General features: G+C 69.7%; 15 protein-coding genes. 3 read left to right on the top strand and 12 right to left on the bottom strand.

The window, feature by feature from the left end:
• Positions 1-7: 7 nt before the first annotated feature.
• From QH168_RS09565 to hemL, 3 genes are all read right to left on the bottom strand, one after another.
• Complete coding sequence (locus QH168_RS09565; RefSeq protein WP_280234164.1) at positions 8-667, bottom strand: TlpA disulfide reductase family protein; 660 nt, start codon at positions 665-667, stop codon at positions 8-10.
• On the bottom strand, positions 664-1311 hold the full coding sequence (locus QH168_RS09560; RefSeq protein ID WP_280234278.1) for a histidine phosphatase family protein: 648 nt from the start codon (positions 1309-1311) through the stop codon (positions 664-666). The genes QH168_RS09565 and QH168_RS09560 overlap by 4 nt, the downstream gene beginning before the upstream one ends.
• A 392-nt stretch (positions 1312-1703) precedes the next feature.
• Entirely contained in the window at positions 1704-3023 is a 1320-nt protein-coding gene (hemL, locus tag QH168_RS09555; RefSeq protein ID WP_432421065.1) for a glutamate-1-semialdehyde 2,1-aminomutase, read from the bottom strand.
• Between the two features lie 197 nt (positions 3024-3220).
• Between hemL and QH168_RS09550 the strand changes: the two genes are divergently transcribed.
• A complete protein-coding gene (locus QH168_RS09550) occupies positions 3221-3607 on the top strand; it encodes a hypothetical protein (protein ID WP_280234162.1) in 387 nt (128 codons plus the stop codon).
• A 45-nt stretch (positions 3608-3652) separates the two neighbouring features.
• On the opposite strand, the gene QH168_RS09545 is transcribed toward QH168_RS09550, so the two are convergent.
• The 5 genes from QH168_RS09545 to hemB all read right to left on the bottom strand — a co-directional run bounded on the left by QH168_RS09545 (position 3653) and on the right by hemB (position 6649).
• Positions 3653-3868, bottom strand: coding sequence for a hypothetical protein (locus tag QH168_RS09545; protein WP_280234161.1), 216 nt, complete (start codon positions 3866-3868; stop codon positions 3653-3655).
• 4 nt (positions 3869-3872) lie between these two features.
• On the bottom strand, positions 3873-4196 hold the full coding sequence (locus QH168_RS09540; RefSeq protein ID WP_280234160.1) for a hypothetical protein: 324 nt from the start codon (positions 4194-4196) through the stop codon (positions 3873-3875).
• Positions 4193-4867, bottom strand: a complete 675-nt coding sequence (locus tag QH168_RS09535) for a hypothetical protein (RefSeq protein ID WP_280234159.1) — start codon at positions 4865-4867, stop codon at positions 4193-4195. Before QH168_RS09535 ends, QH168_RS09540 begins: the two co-directional genes overlap by 4 nt.
• Before the next feature lie 289 nt (positions 4868-5156).
• Positions 5157-5669 (bottom strand): hypothetical protein, encoded by a 513-nt coding sequence (locus QH168_RS09530; RefSeq protein ID WP_280234277.1) that lies wholly within the window; start codon positions 5667-5669, stop codon positions 5157-5159.
• 2 nt (positions 5670-5671) lie between these two features.
• Entirely contained in the window at positions 5672-6649 is a 978-nt protein-coding gene (gene hemB / locus QH168_RS09525) for a porphobilinogen synthase (RefSeq protein ID WP_280234158.1), read from the bottom strand.
• Between the two features lie 187 nt (positions 6650-6836).
• Here hemB and QH168_RS09520 point away from each other — a divergent pair, with 187 nt between their 5' ends.
• Both QH168_RS09520 and QH168_RS09515 read left to right on the top strand, forming a co-directional pair.
• Positions 6837-7106, top strand: coding sequence for a hypothetical protein (locus tag QH168_RS09520; protein WP_280234157.1), 270 nt, complete (start codon positions 6837-6839; stop codon positions 7104-7106).
• A gap of 328 nt (positions 7107-7434) precedes the next feature.
• Positions 7435-9984 carry a hypothetical protein gene (locus QH168_RS09515; protein WP_280234156.1) on the top strand — a complete coding sequence of 850 codons (2550 nt, stop codon included), beginning with the start codon at positions 7435-7437 and terminating at the stop codon, positions 9982-9984.
• 286 nt (positions 9985-10270) lie between these two features.
• Here QH168_RS09515 and QH168_RS09510 read toward each other — a convergent pair whose 3' ends face one another.
• The 4 genes from QH168_RS09510 to QH168_RS09495 are packed head-to-tail and all read right to left on the bottom strand — an operon-like array spanning position 10271 to position 15267.
• Positions 10271-11833 (bottom strand): bifunctional uroporphyrinogen-III C-methyltransferase/uroporphyrinogen-III synthase, encoded by a 1563-nt coding sequence (locus tag QH168_RS09510; RefSeq protein ID WP_280234155.1) that lies wholly within the window; start codon positions 11831-11833, stop codon positions 10271-10273.
• On the bottom strand, positions 11830-12867 hold the full coding sequence (gene hemC / locus QH168_RS09505) for a hydroxymethylbilane synthase (RefSeq protein WP_280234154.1): 1038 nt from the start codon (positions 12865-12867) through the stop codon (positions 11830-11832). The genes QH168_RS09510 and hemC overlap by 4 nt, the downstream gene beginning before the upstream one ends.
• Before the next feature lie 40 nt (positions 12868-12907).
• On the bottom strand, positions 12908-14347 hold the full coding sequence (locus QH168_RS09500; RefSeq protein WP_280234153.1) for a glutamyl-tRNA reductase: 1440 nt from the start codon (positions 14345-14347) through the stop codon (positions 12908-12910).
• The gene (locus tag QH168_RS09495) at positions 14344-15267 is read right to left on the bottom strand and encodes a redox-sensing transcriptional repressor Rex (protein ID WP_280234152.1); all 924 of its coding nucleotides are present in this window, start codon (positions 15265-15267) and stop codon (positions 14344-14346) included. The genes QH168_RS09500 and QH168_RS09495 overlap by 4 nt, the downstream gene beginning before the upstream one ends.
• Positions 15268-15402: the final 135 nt, after the last annotated feature.

Raw genomic sequence — 15402 nt, 5'->3', positions numbered from 1 at the left:
AGGGTGTTCATCGGCCCTCCGGCGCTTGGTTGACGGTCCCCCCGGCAGGTTCCTCGCGAGCGACGCTCTCGACGACAGGCTGTAGATCTTCGGCCAGCAGCGCGCGCAGGAAGACCGCGGCGACACGATGCTGACGATCGAGGACCAGCGTCGTCGGGATGACGCTGGTCGGGAAATTTCCGCCGAGCGCGAGCAGGGTGCGCATGGACGGGTCGTAGATCGACGGATAGCCGACCTTGTTGTCGACGACGAAATCCTGCGCCTTATCGCGCTGGGCGTCGCGGACATTGATGCCGAGGAACGCGACCCCTGAGTCCCTGGTCTGCTCGTAGACCTGCTCGAGCGCCGGCGCCTCGCCCCGGCAGGGACCGCACCACTGGCCCCACAGATTGATCACCACGACCTGCCCGGCGAAATCGGACAGCGCGATATCGGAGCCCTCGTTCATCAGATCGGGGCCGGACAGCTCCCCGAGGGTGCCGCGTGAGCTGGGCGGATCGTAGAAGATCTCGGTCTTACCGCCCGGTGAGACGAATTCGAAGGTGCCGCCGGAAGCCACCGCGTCGTCCCCGGTCGCGCACCCGGTGAGCGCAGCGGCGAACAGGGAAACGCAGGCCAGCAGGACCGGCAGCAGCCGGGCCCGCGATGGCGACACCTTCCTTCTCATGCCCCGTGCACCGTTGGGTCCGAACCACCGGCGGGTTCGGAGTAGACGATGTCGACGAGGGTGTCGCCCTGATAGACCAGCGAGGTCAGCGAGGCCAGCGAGCACTGGCGCTGGCGCGGATCGTGCCACAGCCGCTGCCCCTGCAAGAACCGGCGCAGGGTCCACACCGGCAACTGATGCGACACCAGCACCGCTTCGCGGCCGGTGGCCTCGGCGCGGGCCTTGTTCACCGCGGCCAGCATGCGATGGGCGATCTGGAGGTACGGCTCACCCCAGGACGGGGTGAACGGATCGCGCAGCTTCCACCAGTGCCGCGGCTTGCGCAGGGCGCCGTCACCGACCGATACCCGCAGACCCTCGAAGGTGTTACCGGCCTCGATCAGGTTCTCGTCGGTGCGCACGATCAGCCCGTGCTGTGCGGCGATCGGTTCGGCGGTCTCCTGGGCGCGCTGGAGCGGCGAGGCGATGACGGCGGCGATATCGTGATCCGACAGCGCCCGCGCGACCGCACCGGCCTGCGACCGGCCCGATACCGAGAGCCCGAATCCGGGCAGCCTGCCGTACAGGATGCCCTTCGGGTTGTGCACCTCGCCGTGGCGCAGCACGTGCACGATCGTCTCGATGGCGGTCCCGCCGTCGTGGATGCGTGGCTGGGTGGCGGCGACGGGCGCGGAGGTCTCCGCCTCGTCGGTGGTGTTCTCGTCAGGGGTGTTCTCGTCGGCGGCGTTCTCGGCAGCGGCCACCGCGGCAGCGGCCTCGAAAGCGGCCGTCTCGGCGGCGGCCTCGGCGACCACGGCTTCGGCCACCGCGGTCTCGGCGGCGGTGGTCTGCGCGATGGCCTCGGCGACCACGGCCGGATCGGATTCCGCGGCGGCAACGGCGGCGGCGGTCTCGGCGGCCGCCTTCGCGACGACGGCGTCGGCAGCGGCGGTCTCGGCTACCGCTTTGGCCGCGGCGGCCTTGGCGGTGGCCGCTTCGACGGCCGATACCGCGTCAGCGGTGCTGTCGGTGGGTTCGCGCTCGGGATCGGGCTGGCTCACGCGCGGGTTCCTTCGGGTGTGGCGGCCGCGGCCGCGTGTGCGGCGGCGGGCAGGGCGGCGGCGATACGGGCGAAAGCGTCCTCGTCGAGCGCCGCGGACACGAACCACGCTTCGAACGCGCTCGGCGGCGCGTAGACCCCGCCCTCGAGCAGGGCGTGGAAGAAGGCGGGATAACGCCAGGTCTGGCTCGCCTTCGCGGTGGCATAGTCGATGACCGGGGAGTCGGCGAAGAACACGCTCACCATATTGCCTGCGAACTGAACCTGGTGCTCGACCCCTGCCTCACCCAGCGCCTCGGCGAACAGGATGCCCAGCCGTTCGGAGTTGCGATCCAGCGTCGCGTACACCTCGTCATCGGCCGCACGCAGTGTGACGAGACCGGCCGCCACGGCGACGGGATTACCGGACAGGGTGCCCGCCTGATAGACCGGGCCCAGCGGAGCGAGGTGGTTCATGATCTCCGCGCGGCCGCCGAAGGCCGCGGCGGGCAGCCCGCCGCTCATCACCTTGCCGAAGGTGTACAGATCGCCCGCGACGCCATCGAGCCCGAACCAACCCGACCGGCTGACCCGGAATCCGGTCATCACCTCGTCCATGATCAGCAGCGCGCCGTGCTCGATGGTCAGCTTGCGCAGGCCCGCGTTGAATCCGGGCAGCGGGGCGACGGCACCCATATTGCCCGCGGCCGCCTCGGTGATCACACAGGCGATCTCGCCGGGGTTCGCGGCGAACGCGGCCGCGACGGCGTCGAGATCGTTATAGGGCAGCACGATGGTGTCGGCGGCCTGCGCACCGGTCACACCGGGCGAGGTGGGCAGGCCGAGGGTCGCCACCCCCGAGCCGGCGTCGGCCAGCAGCGCGTCGACGTGGCCGTGATAGCAACCGGCGAACTTGATGATCTTGGTGCGGCCGGTGTAGCCGCGGGCCAACCGGACCGCGCTCATCGTCGCCTCGGTGCCGGAGTTCACCAGCCGGACCCGATCGACGGGCGCGACCCGCGCCACGATGTGCTCGGCGAGTTCGATCTCGGCCTCGGTCGGCGCACCGAACGACAGCCCGCCGGTGGCTGCTTTCTGCACCGCCTCGACGACGGCGGGATGGGCGTGCCCGAGGATCATCGGGCCCCAGGAACACACCAGGTCGACGTAGTCGTTGCCGTCGGCGTCGGTCAGCGTGTAGCCGTTGGCCGAGGCGATGAAACGCGGCGTGCCCCCCACCGAATTGAAGGCCCGCACCGGCGAGTTGACACCGCCGGGAATGACCGCAGCGGCTCGTTCGAAGAGCTGAGCGGAAACCGGCACCGTTGCCCTTGTCACGCGCGGAGAAGAACTCACGCGATCCAGTCTGGCAGCAGCACCCGATCCAGTCGACGACAGGGTGTAGTGGAGTGACCCACACCGCAGCGCGACACGCCACGGCGGGTCCGGGCCGAATGATTCATTCGACGACGTCGGCTGCGTAGGGTGGCAGGGCATATCGCACCACTTCCATCACCTCGGCCGGGAGGCCCGCCGTGCGGATTCGCTCCATCAGCGCAGTTCTGTTCCTGGCATTCGCCACCGCGGCCGTCTTCGGCGCCGGGTCGGCGGCGGCCGCCGATCCGATCATCGATCCCGCGCAGTCGCGCGTCGGCGTGCACCTGAATCACGCGGAGACCACCGCGTTGGCCGGTGGCCCGATCCCGGCGCTGGTCACCATGGTGGTACCGGCCAATCGGATCGGTGCGGGCCTGGACAACGACACCAGGATCTACCGGGACGAGAACGGCGCCGTCCACGCGACGCTGCGTCAGATCGTGTCGGAGGCGGCGAGCATGCCGGATGGGACGGTCACGATCCTGGTCAATGCTCCCGGCACCCGCAACGGGCGGGTATTCGACGTCTATCAGCAGTGGAACTGATCGCAGCCCGACGTCCGGGTCGCGATCAGTTCGTCAGCACTCCGGTCAGGTGTACATGCACGGCACGGATGCCGAAATGGTGTGCAGCCAGCACATGAGGTTGTTGTAGACGCCCGCCGAACCGGTCTCCGGTGCGAACACCGCGGCCGGTGGCGCGGGCTCGAGCGGCAAGCCGGGCGCGGCGCCCACGGGCGCGGCGGCGAACCCGATCGCCGCGACAGCCACCGCGGCGGCACAGGTTCTCGTTACCAGCCGATTCATCATCTCATCCTTCGCTGCGTCGTCCCCCGGCCCAGACCGTAGCCGAATCCGTTTCTGCCGCAAAAACATTCCGGTCGGAATCACCCGCCCGCAGACCGCGCACGAGCCGGGTGACCAGATCGATCACCGCCAACCCGGCGACCGCGATCAGTGCTGCCGCCAACACCAGCCACGGACCGGAATAGCGGGTCGCGGTGTAGCCGGGCACCTCCCCCATCGGCGCGAAGTCCGTCGTCTGCACACCGTGACGCCAGCTCAGCACGGCCACGACTACGCACAGCACCGCGAGCACAGCGTCGACGGCCATCAGCACGGTTCGTCGGTTCATCGGTCGGCTCCGTTCTCACCGGGACCGCTCGGCCGTGGTGTCGGATCGGCGGGCCCGTCATGGTTTCGCACAGCGTCTCCTTCGTACCCGTCGCTCGGCTGTGCCGGATCTGCGGCCTCCCGGTGCACTCCGTGGCCACCCGCGCCGCCTCCTCCGCGCCCGTCGGCCGGTGGCGGTGGCGGCTCGGGTGTCCGATCCTCCAGTGCCGCCGTCAATGCGGCGCGTAGGCCACGATGATCGCGGGCCCACGTCTGCACCACAGCGCCGTCGGTGCGCCGCAAGCCGATGCCGGTGCGGCGGCGCGGGATACCCGACAGCTCCCCCAGCGCACGCGCGGACTCCCACGGCTCCTCATCCCAGTTCTGCTCATCGGGTTCGCCGAGAACCGCCTCGATGGCGTCCAGCGGCAGCGTTTCGGTGCCGTTGCGCAGGGTGTCGGTGGTGAGTTCGACGCCGACATGTCTGCGCGCGGCGACCACCTGCAATGCGACGAAGGCGGCGATCAGCGCGCCGCAGAAGAGAAGGGCGAACCAGTGCGGAGAACTACCGGTCGCGATTTCCAGGATCAGGATGAACAGGCACAGCGCGGGCCCGTAGGCGACCGCACGCCACCGTCCGCCGGGTTCGGCGAACAGGACGGTCGCGGATGCACTCGTGACGGCACCGCTCATGACAGCAGCGGCCGGGGTCGGATCAGCCCAGCAGGCCGGGGATCAGCAGGACGGCGACGGTGACCAGGCCGAACAGGATCAGCAGGCTCAAGACGACGAGATCTCGCCGAATGCTCTGCGGCTGCTGGATCACCACTCGCATTACTGCCTCCGATCCTCCGGAACAGTCTGCGCGGCGTCCGTTTCTCAACGTCCGGGCGACAGCTTCCGGTTCCCACTCCTGCTGTGACAACCCTCACGATACATGCCGCCGTAATCGGTACAAACTCGGCGCCGGCGCCGCGAACATTCACCGGCGGTTCATCTGGAAGTACCTGGTCGAGTCCGGACGGTAACTCAAATACATCGCACCCGCGGCGAGTACACCCTGCACGATGGCCGCGCCCCCGGCCACGAGCGAGGCGATACCGCTCACCGCGTCGAGGGCGAACAGCGAGCCGACGGCCATGATCACCAACCAGACACCCGCGAAGGTCAGGACCATGCGCGCCCAGCTCTTACCCCGCGCGAGCTGATGCACGACCAGGAGGCCGATCCCGGCGATCACCAGGCCGAACACCACGACGAGCGCGAAGGCGATCGTCACCATCAGATCGGCGGTGGCCGCGCTGAACTGCGGATCGGTCGCGCGGGCCTGTTCGAGCATGTCCTCGGTGAAGGTGGACCGCTGCTCGATCGCGGTGATCACCGAGGCGATCAACTGTACGAGTCCGACCGCGATGGCACCCCACCACAACTGGCGTGCCGTGCCAACGTCCTCCGGCATGACGGGCGCCGGATCGACATCCGGCGGTTTCGGCATATTCACGACAACCAGTGCGCCGCCTCGGCCGCCCAGTAGGTGAGCACGATGTCCGCGCCCGCCCGGCGGATACCGGTCAGCGATTCGAGGATGGCGGCCCTGCGGTCGATCCAGCCGCGTTCGGCGGCGGCGGTGATCATCGCGTACTCGCCCGAGATCTGGTAGGCGGCGACCGGAACGGTGGAGCGGTCGGCGACGTCGCGCAGGATGTCGAGATAGGACATGGCCGGTTTCACCATCACCATATCGGCGCCTTCGGCCAGGTCCAGCTCCACTTCGCGAATCGACTCGCGGCGGTTGGCCGGGTCCTGCTGGTAGGTGCGCCGGTCACCGTGCAGCGACGATCCGACGGCCTCGCGGAACGGGCCGTAGAAGGCCGAGGAGTACTTCGCGGCGTAGGCGAGGATGCCGGTGTCGAGGTGACCGGCGGCGTCGAGCCCGTGCCGGATCGCGCCGACCTGACCGTCCATCATGCCGCTGGCACCGAGCAGATCAGCGCCGGATTCGGCCTGGGCGAGCGCCATATCGACGTAGCGGGTGAGGGTGGCGTCGTTGTCGACGGAACCGTCGGCGGCGAGCACACCGCAGTGTCCGTGGTCGGTGAACTCGTCCAGGCAGGTGTCGGCCATGATCACCGTCGAGGAGCCGACCTCGTCGGCGAGTGCGCGCAGACCACGGTTGAGGATGCCGTCCGGATCGCTGGCCCGGGTTCCCGCGGCGTCCTTGTCTTCCGGACGCGGCACACCGAACAGCATCAGACCACCGACACCCGCGGCGACCGCTTCCACCGCGGCCTTGCGCAGCGAATCCATCGAATGCTGCCGCACACCAGGCATCGAGCTGATCTCGCGCGGCTCGTCGATGCCGTCGGCCACGAACATGGGCAGCACAAGATGCCGCGGCTGTACCGACGTCTCCGCCACCAGCCGCCGCATCGCAGGGGTACGCCGCAACCGACGCGGACGTTCCATTCCCGTCATAACCCGCACCATACGCCTGCGCGTCGCGTCGCGTTCGGCCGCGTCCTACCCCGAGTGGGCGGGCAAATCCGCCGGTCACGGCAGCGAAAGCCGTTGCGCACGGCCGAATTTGTCGGTGCCCGAGAGTAGAATCGAAGACATGTTCGAAGGGGCCGCGTGCCCCGGATCACCACGGGAGGGATTCACGGTGGCCACGAAGTCCGCTCATATCGACCACGTCCACGTCAGGTCGGCGCGCACGCCGTTACCCGCGGGTCGGCCGCGCTCCTGGTACATCCGGCACAACCGCCGCCGCAAGGCGATGCGCCTTGCCATCGCGCTGCTGGATTCGGGTGTGTACGCACCCGGCTACGCCACCGATCACAAGATCCGCGCCGCCGCCGAGGTCGCCGGTGTGCGGCAGCCCTCGGAGGCCACCTGCGAGTTGGTCCGCACCTTGTTACGGGCGCACCGGTGATGTGCCGGGGCCTGCGCCTCGGCTGTGGCGCAGGCCCCACGACCGATCATCACCTGCTGTCGGCTCGCCGCTCGGCACAGTTCGGCGGGTGGGGTTCCGGCATGGCAACGACCAGATCAGGTGATCGGCAGCGGTAGTCGGCACGCGCGCCGCTGATCTGTACGGCGCCGCACCACCCAAACCTGCCCAGCGCTGGTGAATCGGCGTCGAAATATGCGTCCCGGCCGGAGTTTTCGGCGTACAACACCTGTCGGCCCGGCTACGCGCTGACTACCATCGGTCTCCGTCCACGAGCCATCGCTCGCCCACACACGAATTCGGATCAACGATGACATCCGCAGACGCCGTACACGCCATGCTGCTCGGATTCGCCGGTCGGATCCCCGACCGGCACCTCACCGACCTTCGCTACAGCCTCGGCCTCGGCGATCGGCGGGAAGTCGCCTTCGCCGTCGAAGCGATCGCGCGCCGTCGCAAGGTGGCGCTACGCCCCGCCGAGATCACGCTGCTGGCGGACATCCTCGGTATGCGTTTCAAACGCTGGGACACCAGATCCGAGCCAGCGCCCGCACCGACGGATCGGGTGCCCTTCGAATTCACCCCGCTGCTACCGGAAGCCGTCGAACGCGCCGGAGCGCAGATGCCGCGCGCCCTCGACCTCACCGGCGTCACCGGGACCGGCGGTGCGGAGTATCCCACCGACGCGACAGATACCGCCGTGGTCGAGGCCGCCCGCGAACATCCGGGGGTGATCGGCGTCTGGCGGTCGTGGCGACATCCGGTACAGCCGGATCAGCAGGGGTGGCAGACCGATCGGCGGATCTACCTGATCGAAGTGCGCGCTGGTGCTCGGCCGTGGGTGATCGCCGCCGATGCCGCCGCTGTGATGCACGGGTGCGGTGAAGCCGACAGCCAGGTCGAGGTGTACACCACCGGCGACGCGCTGCCGCGCTATCAGCTCTGCGCCCGCGCGCGATCCTGTCTGCTGTGGGCCGCCGACGACACCGCACCGCGCGTACCCACACCGTTCACCGAACACCCGGTGCGCTTCGCCGCGAACCATCCGCGCCTCGACGAGGGCGGCGCCGCGGTGCGTTATCTGCGCACCGCACCGGTGGTCTGCCGGGCATCCGGCGGAGTGCCCGACACGGTGGAGCCGGAATCCACCACGGCGGTACCGATGACGATTCGCACCGACGGCCGGTGGGTGTGGCCGGAGGCGGTCGCGCACTATCTCGACGAATACGGTCTTGCGCCGGATCCCGACCTCACCGAATATCTGCGCACCGCAGGGCCGCCACCGACGTTCGTCGACGGCGTCGCCCAGTTCCGGGCCGAGCTGGTCGGGCGGGAGCTGCCGGGGCCGCGGAGCATGATCGGCGTCGAACACGCACCGCCGCAACGTCATCGGTACGCACCGGTGCCCGCCATGGCGCTGCGGGTTGCGTGGGCGCGGCTGCCGAACCGGCTCGATCTCACCGAGCGCACCGGATTCGATGATCTGGACGATCTCCTCCTCGACCGCGCGGATCAGACGATGCTGGCCGCCGTACGCGATCTCGGTGCGGCCGTCGGCCTGTGGCGCGCCTGGCGGTATCCGGCGCATGAGCCCGCCGGGCGCGGCCACCGGCACTATCTGGTGGAAGTGAGTTCGATGAACGCCTTCCACCGTGCTGGCGGCGCCCGCTGGATCGAACGGACGACGTTGTCGGCCAACCGGTTCGATGGGCAGCAGGCTGTCGTCGAGGTGCATGCCACCGGCGCACCGCGTTCGACCGTCCAAGCCCGTATCCACGACAACGGCGCGCTGCTGTGGGCGCGCACCCGCCCCGAATCGAGAACGGTCACCCGGGTCCGCGCCTTCGTGACACCGACCGACCTCCAAGACGGCGTTCTGCGTTTCCGCGCGGAGGTCGCGGCACAGGAGCGGCGCACACCCGCTGCCGCCTACTGGTCCGAACTGCGCCGTAACCGCCACGCCGTCGGCGATATCGAACCGCATCGGGAACCCGAATCCGACACACCGGACCGCTCCGACACAGCGCCGCGCCGGCCCACCGGCGAGATCGTACGCGGTATCGGAAAACTGGTCCTGCGTTCACTTTTCGCGCTTCCCCTCGCCATCCTCGGCTGGGTGCTGCTCGCCGACCACCCGACCGCCGCACGCTGGTACCTCTACGCGGTCTGCGGCTGGTTCGCCGGATCGCTCGTACTCGGTCTGGTACTGCTGGAACTGGGCTCGCATCTGCAACGCCGTCCGCATGAGGCCGCCGCCCGGCTCCGCAGACGGGCCGCCGCCGAACGCACCCAGCGCCTGGAGAAATGGCAGCGCGCGGCAACGGGTTCGGTCATCGAACTGCCCGCCTCCCTGGCCGACCTGTACGCCGAACTGCGTCACACCAACCGCGCCCTCGCCATCCACACCCGCCCACATCACCTCAGCCGAACCGCGATCGACCATGGCGATGCCGGTGCGGCGGGCGGTTACTCAGCCGTCGAATACGTCGGGGTGTCCGGGGACCATCGCCCCCGCGATGGCGGTGCCGACGCCGCTCGAAGCGCGGACGCCCGCAGCGGAACGGGCGGGTACAGCCGGGGCACACACAGCAGCGGCAGTCCACGCGATGGCAGTTCACACAGCGGTTTCTCGGCAGGCGCGGGCCTGCGCACCGGCGGCGGTCGCGGCGGCGTAGTACGGAGCGACAGGTGGTACAGCGGCTCACGGGGCGGGGAGTCGGGGCGCGATAGCAGCGGAAGCGGCTGGAGCGGCGGGGATTCCGGGGATGGCGGGGCGGGTGGATCATCGGGCGGGGGCGGGTGGAGCGGCGGTGACTCCGGTGGCGGGGGTGGTGGAGGTGGAGGCTGCGGCGGTGGATAGCCACCCCATCCCAGCGGGCGGCCACACCACAACTGTCGCCGCCCTGAGAGCGCCGGCGCGCGGTGCGGATCGGCTGTTTCGACGCCAGCGGCAGCACCCGCACCCACGGCGGAATCCGATGCCGACCGTCGATGAGACGTCGCGGCGCCGTTCGACACCGGCGACCCCGCCGACGGCACCCGCAACGGAGCGGGTTGCGGTGGTGGCACTCACGCCGAACACACCAGCAGCGCGATCGGTGATCGCGCTGCTGGGTCGAACCGTGCTATCGCCTGCGGCCGCAGGGCTAGCGGCTGCGGCGGCTCTTCTTGCGCGGCGGGGGCAGCAGGCCCTCGGCGCGCAGGCGGGCGGCGTGCTCGGCCAGCGCCTCCACCAGTGGGCCCACCTGGGCGGTCTCGGGCTGCACATCCACGCGCAGGCCGAACTCGATCGCGGTCTCGGCGGTCTTGGGGCCGATGCACGCGACGATCGTGCGCGCATGCGGCTTACCCGCGATACCGACCAGGTTGCGGACCGTGGAGGACGAGGTGAACAGGACCGCGTCGAAACCGCCGGTCTTGATCATCTCGCGGGTCTCCGCAGGCGGCGGCGAAGCGCGCACCGTGCGGTAGGCGGTGACGTCATCGATTTCCCAGCCGCGGTCGCGCAGACCCTCGGCCAGGGTTTCGGTGGCGATATCGGCGCGCGGCAGCAGCACCCGGTTCACCGGATCGAAGACGTCGTCGTAGGGCGGGAAATCGGCGAGCAGGCCCTCGGAGGACTGTTCACCGCTCGGCAGCAGTTCCGGGTTGATGCCGAAGGAGCGCACCTTGTCGGCGGTGGCCTCGCCGACGCAGGCGATCTTCACACCGGAGAACGCGCGCGCGTCCAGACCGAACTCGGAGAACTTCTCCCACACCGCGCGCACCGCATTGGTGGAGGTGAACACCACCCACTGGTAGCGGCCGTCGACCAAGCCCTTGACCGCGCGCTCCATCTGCGCGGGGCTGCGCGGCGGCTCGACCGCGATGGTCGGTACTTCCATCGGGATGGCGCCGTGGGTGACCAGGCGTTCGCTCATCTCGGCGGCCTGGTCCTTGGTACGCGGCACCAGCACGGTCCAGCCGTACAGCGCCCGCGACTCCCACCACGACATCTTCGACCGCTGCGCAACCACCTTGCCGATGGTCACCACCAGCGGGCCGACCAGCTCGGAAGCGGCGCTGTTGAGGGTGGCAAGGGTGGCTTCGATGGTGCGCTGCTGGCGGGTGGTGCCGCGCACGGTCACCGCGACCGGCGTCTGCGGCGCCATACCGTGTTCGACCAGCGCGCTCGCGGTCTCGGCGAGATGACCGGAGGTGGCGTGCAGCACCAGCGGCCCCGGTGCGGCGGCCAGCGCCGCCCAGTCGACCTCGCCGCGCACATCGGCCTCGGTGTGTCCGCCGCCGAGCGCGATACCGGCGTAGCTCGGCACCGCCGATCCACCGGGCAGACCGGGCAGCACCTCGAAGACCATATGCGAGCGGGTCACGGTGGTGACCTCGGCGATCACGGCGTCAGTGGTGAGCGGATCACCGGCGACCACGCGCACCACATCGTGTCCCGCGCGCGCCTCGGCGATCAGCGTTTTGGCGACCTCGGCCGGTTCACCGAGCGCGGGCCGCACATCGACGCCGGACTCGCCGTCGGGGCCCGGTTCGACGGCGGTGCCGATCAGGGCGAGCACGCCCTTGTCGACATCGGGATCGGTGAAGGCGAGCGTTGCCCGGCCGAGCACTTCGCGCGCGCGCACGGTGAGCAGCGCCGGATCTCCTGGACCCGACCCGACGAAAAGGATCCGACCGGGATGCTTCTTAGCGGCTCGACTCATCGGTTGTTCTCCATTGGACTGGGATCGGTGACGTCTGAGGGGGCGGCCACCGCCGGGGCGGGTTCGACGGCGAGCAATTCGCGCGCGCCGAGCTCCAGCAGCTCGCGGGCCAGCGCCCGCCCCAATTCGGCGGCATCAGCGGGCGCACCCACCACCGACGCGCGCAGCACGTCGGAGCCGTCGATAGCAGCCGCGCAACCGCGCAGCGAGAGTTCCTCGACGATGCGTCCGTCGTCGTCGAGGGATTCGACCACCTCGGCGATGGCGCCGACCGGTGCGGTACATCCGGCCTCGAGTTCGGCCAGCAACGCCCGTTCGGCGATGACGGCGACCCGAGTGGAGAAATCGTCGAGGGCGGTGAGCAGCTCGATCAGCTCGGCATCGTCGCTGCGGCATTCCACCGCGAGGGCGCCCTGCGCGGGCGCGGGCAGCATCTGCACCGGTTCCAGCGCTTCGGTGACGGCGTCGAGGCGGCCGATACGCGACAGTCCGGCGCGGGCGACGACGATCGCGTCGAGTTCGCCCTCGCTGACCTTGCGCAGCCGGGAGTCGAGGTTGCCGCGCAGCGGGACGATCTCCAACCCGAGCCCGAGCGCCCGCAGCTGGGCGCCGCGGCGCGGGGCCGAGGTGCCGACGACGGAACCGGAGGGCAGCTCACCGAGCACCAGGCCGTCGCGGGCGACGAGGGCGTCGCGCGGGTCTTCACGCTGCGGGATGGCGGCGATGGTGAACCGCTCGTCCGGCGCGGTCGGCAGGTCCTTGTAGGAGTGCACCGCGATATCGACGGTGCCGGCGGCGAGTTCGTCGCGCAGCGCGGAGGTGAACACGCCGACGCCGATCTTCTCCACCGGATCGGAGGACAGATCGCCGGGCGTCTTCACCACGATCAGTTCCGCGGGCCGCCCGGCGGTGATCAGCGCATCACGCACGGTGCCCGCCTGGGTCAGCGCGAGCAGGCTGCCTCTGGTACCGATCCGCAACGGGGCGCGCACCTCCGAAGCCGACCTGGTGGTGGCCGTCATCGAAGCATTCATGCTGTCTCCTCTTGGGCGCCGTCGCCGGCCGTTGACCCGCTCACGCCGTCTGCTCCTCTTCGTCGCCGAGATGACCGGCGGTGAAATCGTCGGCCAAGGTGATCTCGCTGTCCTCGGCGGCGAAGGTCGCGCCATTGCGCTCACCACCGGCCGGGAGCGCATGGATCTCCATCGGCGCGGCAACCGCCTGCGCCGCACCGGGTTTGAGTTCGAACAGTTCGCGCAGCGCCTCGGCATAGCTGTCGCCGCCCGGCGTCGAGGCCAGCTGCTTGACCCGCACCGTCGGCGCGTGCAGCAGTTTGTCCACCACACGGCGCACGGTGCGCGCGACCTCGTCGCGGTCGGGATCTGCCAGGCCGGGCAGCCGCGAATCCAGCCGCATCAGTTCGGCTTCCACCACTTCGGCCGCGCGCTGACGCAGCGCCGCGACGGTCGGGGTGACCTCGGCCATGCGCTGTCCGGCAAGGTATTTGGCGAGTTCGTCGGCCACGATCGTGCGGGCCGCGACGGTGTCGTCGGCAGCCGCGCCGGCGGCGGGATCGCGTTGCAGGGTCTCGATATCGATGACGGTGACACCGGGTAGCCCGGCCACCGCGTGCTCCACATCGCGGGGCAGGCCCAGATCGCAGAACACCAGCGGACGCTCACCCGCACGGTTGCGGTCGGCCAGTGCGGTATGGGTGTCGGCCAGCGTCACGACGGCGCCGACCGCGCCGGTACAGGTGATCACCACATCGGCCACCGACATCGCCTCGGTCAGCCGGGACAGCTCCATCGCTTCCGCGGTGACACCGTGCGTCTCGGCGGTGGCGGCCAGGCGCGCGGCCCGCTCCATGGTGCGATTGACGACGATGATGCGGTCGATGCCGGCCCGCGACAGGTGCGCGACGGCGAGTCCGCCCATCGCACCGGCGCCGACCACGACCGCGGTCCGTCCGGCGAGCGGTCCGAGCACCGTGTTCGCGCGATCGAGCGCCACCGACACCACCGAGGCACCGGCCCGGTCGATCCCGGTTTCCGAATGCACCCGCTTACCGACCCGCAGCGCGTGCTGGGCGAGTTCGTGCAGGGTGCGCCCGACGGCCTGCTGGGCGTCGGCGGTGGCGTAGGCGCTGCGGATCTGGCTGAGCACCTGCTGCTCGCCGATCACCATGGAATCCAGGCCGCTGGAGACCGCGAACAGATGTTCGGCGGCGGCCTCGCTGTAGCGCACGTAGGCGTGCTTGGTCAGATCCGGCAGCGGCAGACCGGAGTGCTTGGTGAGCAGGTCGCCGACCTCGGCGAGACCACCGTGGAAGGCGTCGACCACCGCGTAGACCTCGACCCGGTTGCAGGTGGAGACGATCATCGCCTCGGAGACATGGCTCGACGTCAGCAGCCGGTCGATCAGCTTGGGCCGATCGGAGTCGGTGATCGCGACCTTCTCCAGCACCGAGACCGGGGCACTGCGATGGGAGATGCCGACGAGAAGAACACTCATGGTGTGACCACCGATCCCTTGCTGGTTGGCTCCGTTGCCGAATGCGAGGTTGCCGGATGCTGTGGGGTTGCCGGATGGGCGCGGCCCGGATGCGCGGGCTGCGGATGCGTATTCGACGCCCGGCGTGCCGACCGACCCGGCCCGAGCGGATGGGCGACAGGGATCGAGTCGCCGACCGCGGCCTGTTCGGTCTCGGCATTGCGGACCCGCTCGAACGACAGCATCTGCATCTCGACGGCGAGATCCACCCGGCGCACCTCCACCGTGGCCGGAACCACCAGCTCACAGGGGGCGAAGCTCAGTATCGATTGCAGCCCGGCGGCGACGAGCGCATCGCAGACCTGCTGGGCCGCGTCGTCGGGGACGGCGATCACGGCGATGGTCGGTTCGAGGGTGGTGACCGCCGTGGCCAACTCGGCGGCGTCGTGTACGCGATGTCCGGCCACCGACTGCCCGATCACCGCTGGATCGTTGTCGAACATGCCGACCACGGTGAAACCGCGGCGCCGGAATCCGCCGTAACCGACCAGCGCCCGCCCCAGATTCCCCGCACCGACCAGCACCACGCGGTGGCCCTCCGACAGGCCGAGCACGTCTTCGATCCTGGTCCGCAGCTTGGCGACGTCGTAGCCGACGCCACGCACACCATTGGGGCCGAGGAACGACAGGTCCTTGCGCAGCTTCGCGGAATTGACACCCGCCGCGACAGCGAGTTCCTCACTCGATACGATGAGCACACCGTCGTCGGCCAACATGGCGAGGACTCGGAGGTAGGTGGCCAGCCGCGCCACCGTCGCCTGCGGAATGTCCTTATGGGTACGATTGGCGGCCTCGTGGTTACGCGAGCTGCCGCCCTCGGGCCCGTCGCTCGATCGCAGAGCCTTGGAGACGCCACCCGGCGCCTCATGTTGCTCTGTCACGTCCTCGGCTCCTCGCCCGTCCTGAACATCAGGTCCGGTTCGTCTGTGACCTCCGTCCCGGGCTGCTCCGGTGACGGGATCGAATGTCGGGTTGATTCACCGCGCGCCAGGCACACTCGAGAACGCTGCTCGAGA

Origin of the sequence: Nocardia cyriacigeorgica, from assembly GCF_029868385.1 — a bacterium.
Lineage (GTDB): Bacteria > Actinomycetota > Actinomycetes > Mycobacteriales > Mycobacteriaceae > Nocardia > Nocardia cyriacigeorgica_F.
This window is presented reverse-complemented; position numbering and strand designations above follow the sequence as displayed.

Coding starts and splice junctions, on each gene's coding strand:
- QH168_RS09565 (WP_280234164.1), bottom strand. CDS start 667: ATGAGAAGGAAGGTGTCGCCATCGCGGGCCCGGCTGCTGCCGGTCCTG.
- QH168_RS09545 (WP_280234161.1), bottom strand. CDS start 3,868: ATGAATCGGCTGGTAACGAGAACCTGTGCCGCCGCGGTGGCTGTCGCG.
- QH168_RS09540 (WP_280234160.1), bottom strand. CDS start 4,196: ATGAACCGACGAACCGTGCTGATGGCCGTCGACGCTGTGCTCGCGGTG.
- QH168_RS09535 (WP_280234159.1), bottom strand. CDS start 4,867: ATGAGCGGTGCCGTCACGAGTGCATCCGCGACCGTCCTGTTCGCCGAA.
- QH168_RS09530 (WP_280234277.1), bottom strand. CDS start 5,669: ATGCCGAAACCGCCGGATGTCGATCCGGCGCCCGTCATGCCGGAGGAC.
- hemB (WP_280234158.1), bottom strand. CDS start 6,649: ATGACGGGAATGGAACGTCCGCGTCGGTTGCGGCGTACCCCTGCGATG.
- QH168_RS09515 (WP_280234156.1), top strand. CDS start 7,435: ATGACATCCGCAGACGCCGTACACGCCATGCTGCTCGGATTCGCCGGT.
- QH168_RS09510 (WP_280234155.1), bottom strand. CDS start 11,833: ATGAGTCGAGCCGCTAAGAAGCATCCCGGTCGGATCCTTTTCGTCGGG.
- hemC (WP_280234154.1), bottom strand. CDS start 12,867: ATGAATGCTTCGATGACGGCCACCACCAGGTCGGCTTCGGAGGTGCGC.
- QH168_RS09500 (WP_280234153.1), bottom strand. CDS start 14,347: ATGAGTGTTCTTCTCGTCGGCATCTCCCATCGCAGTGCCCCGGTCTCG.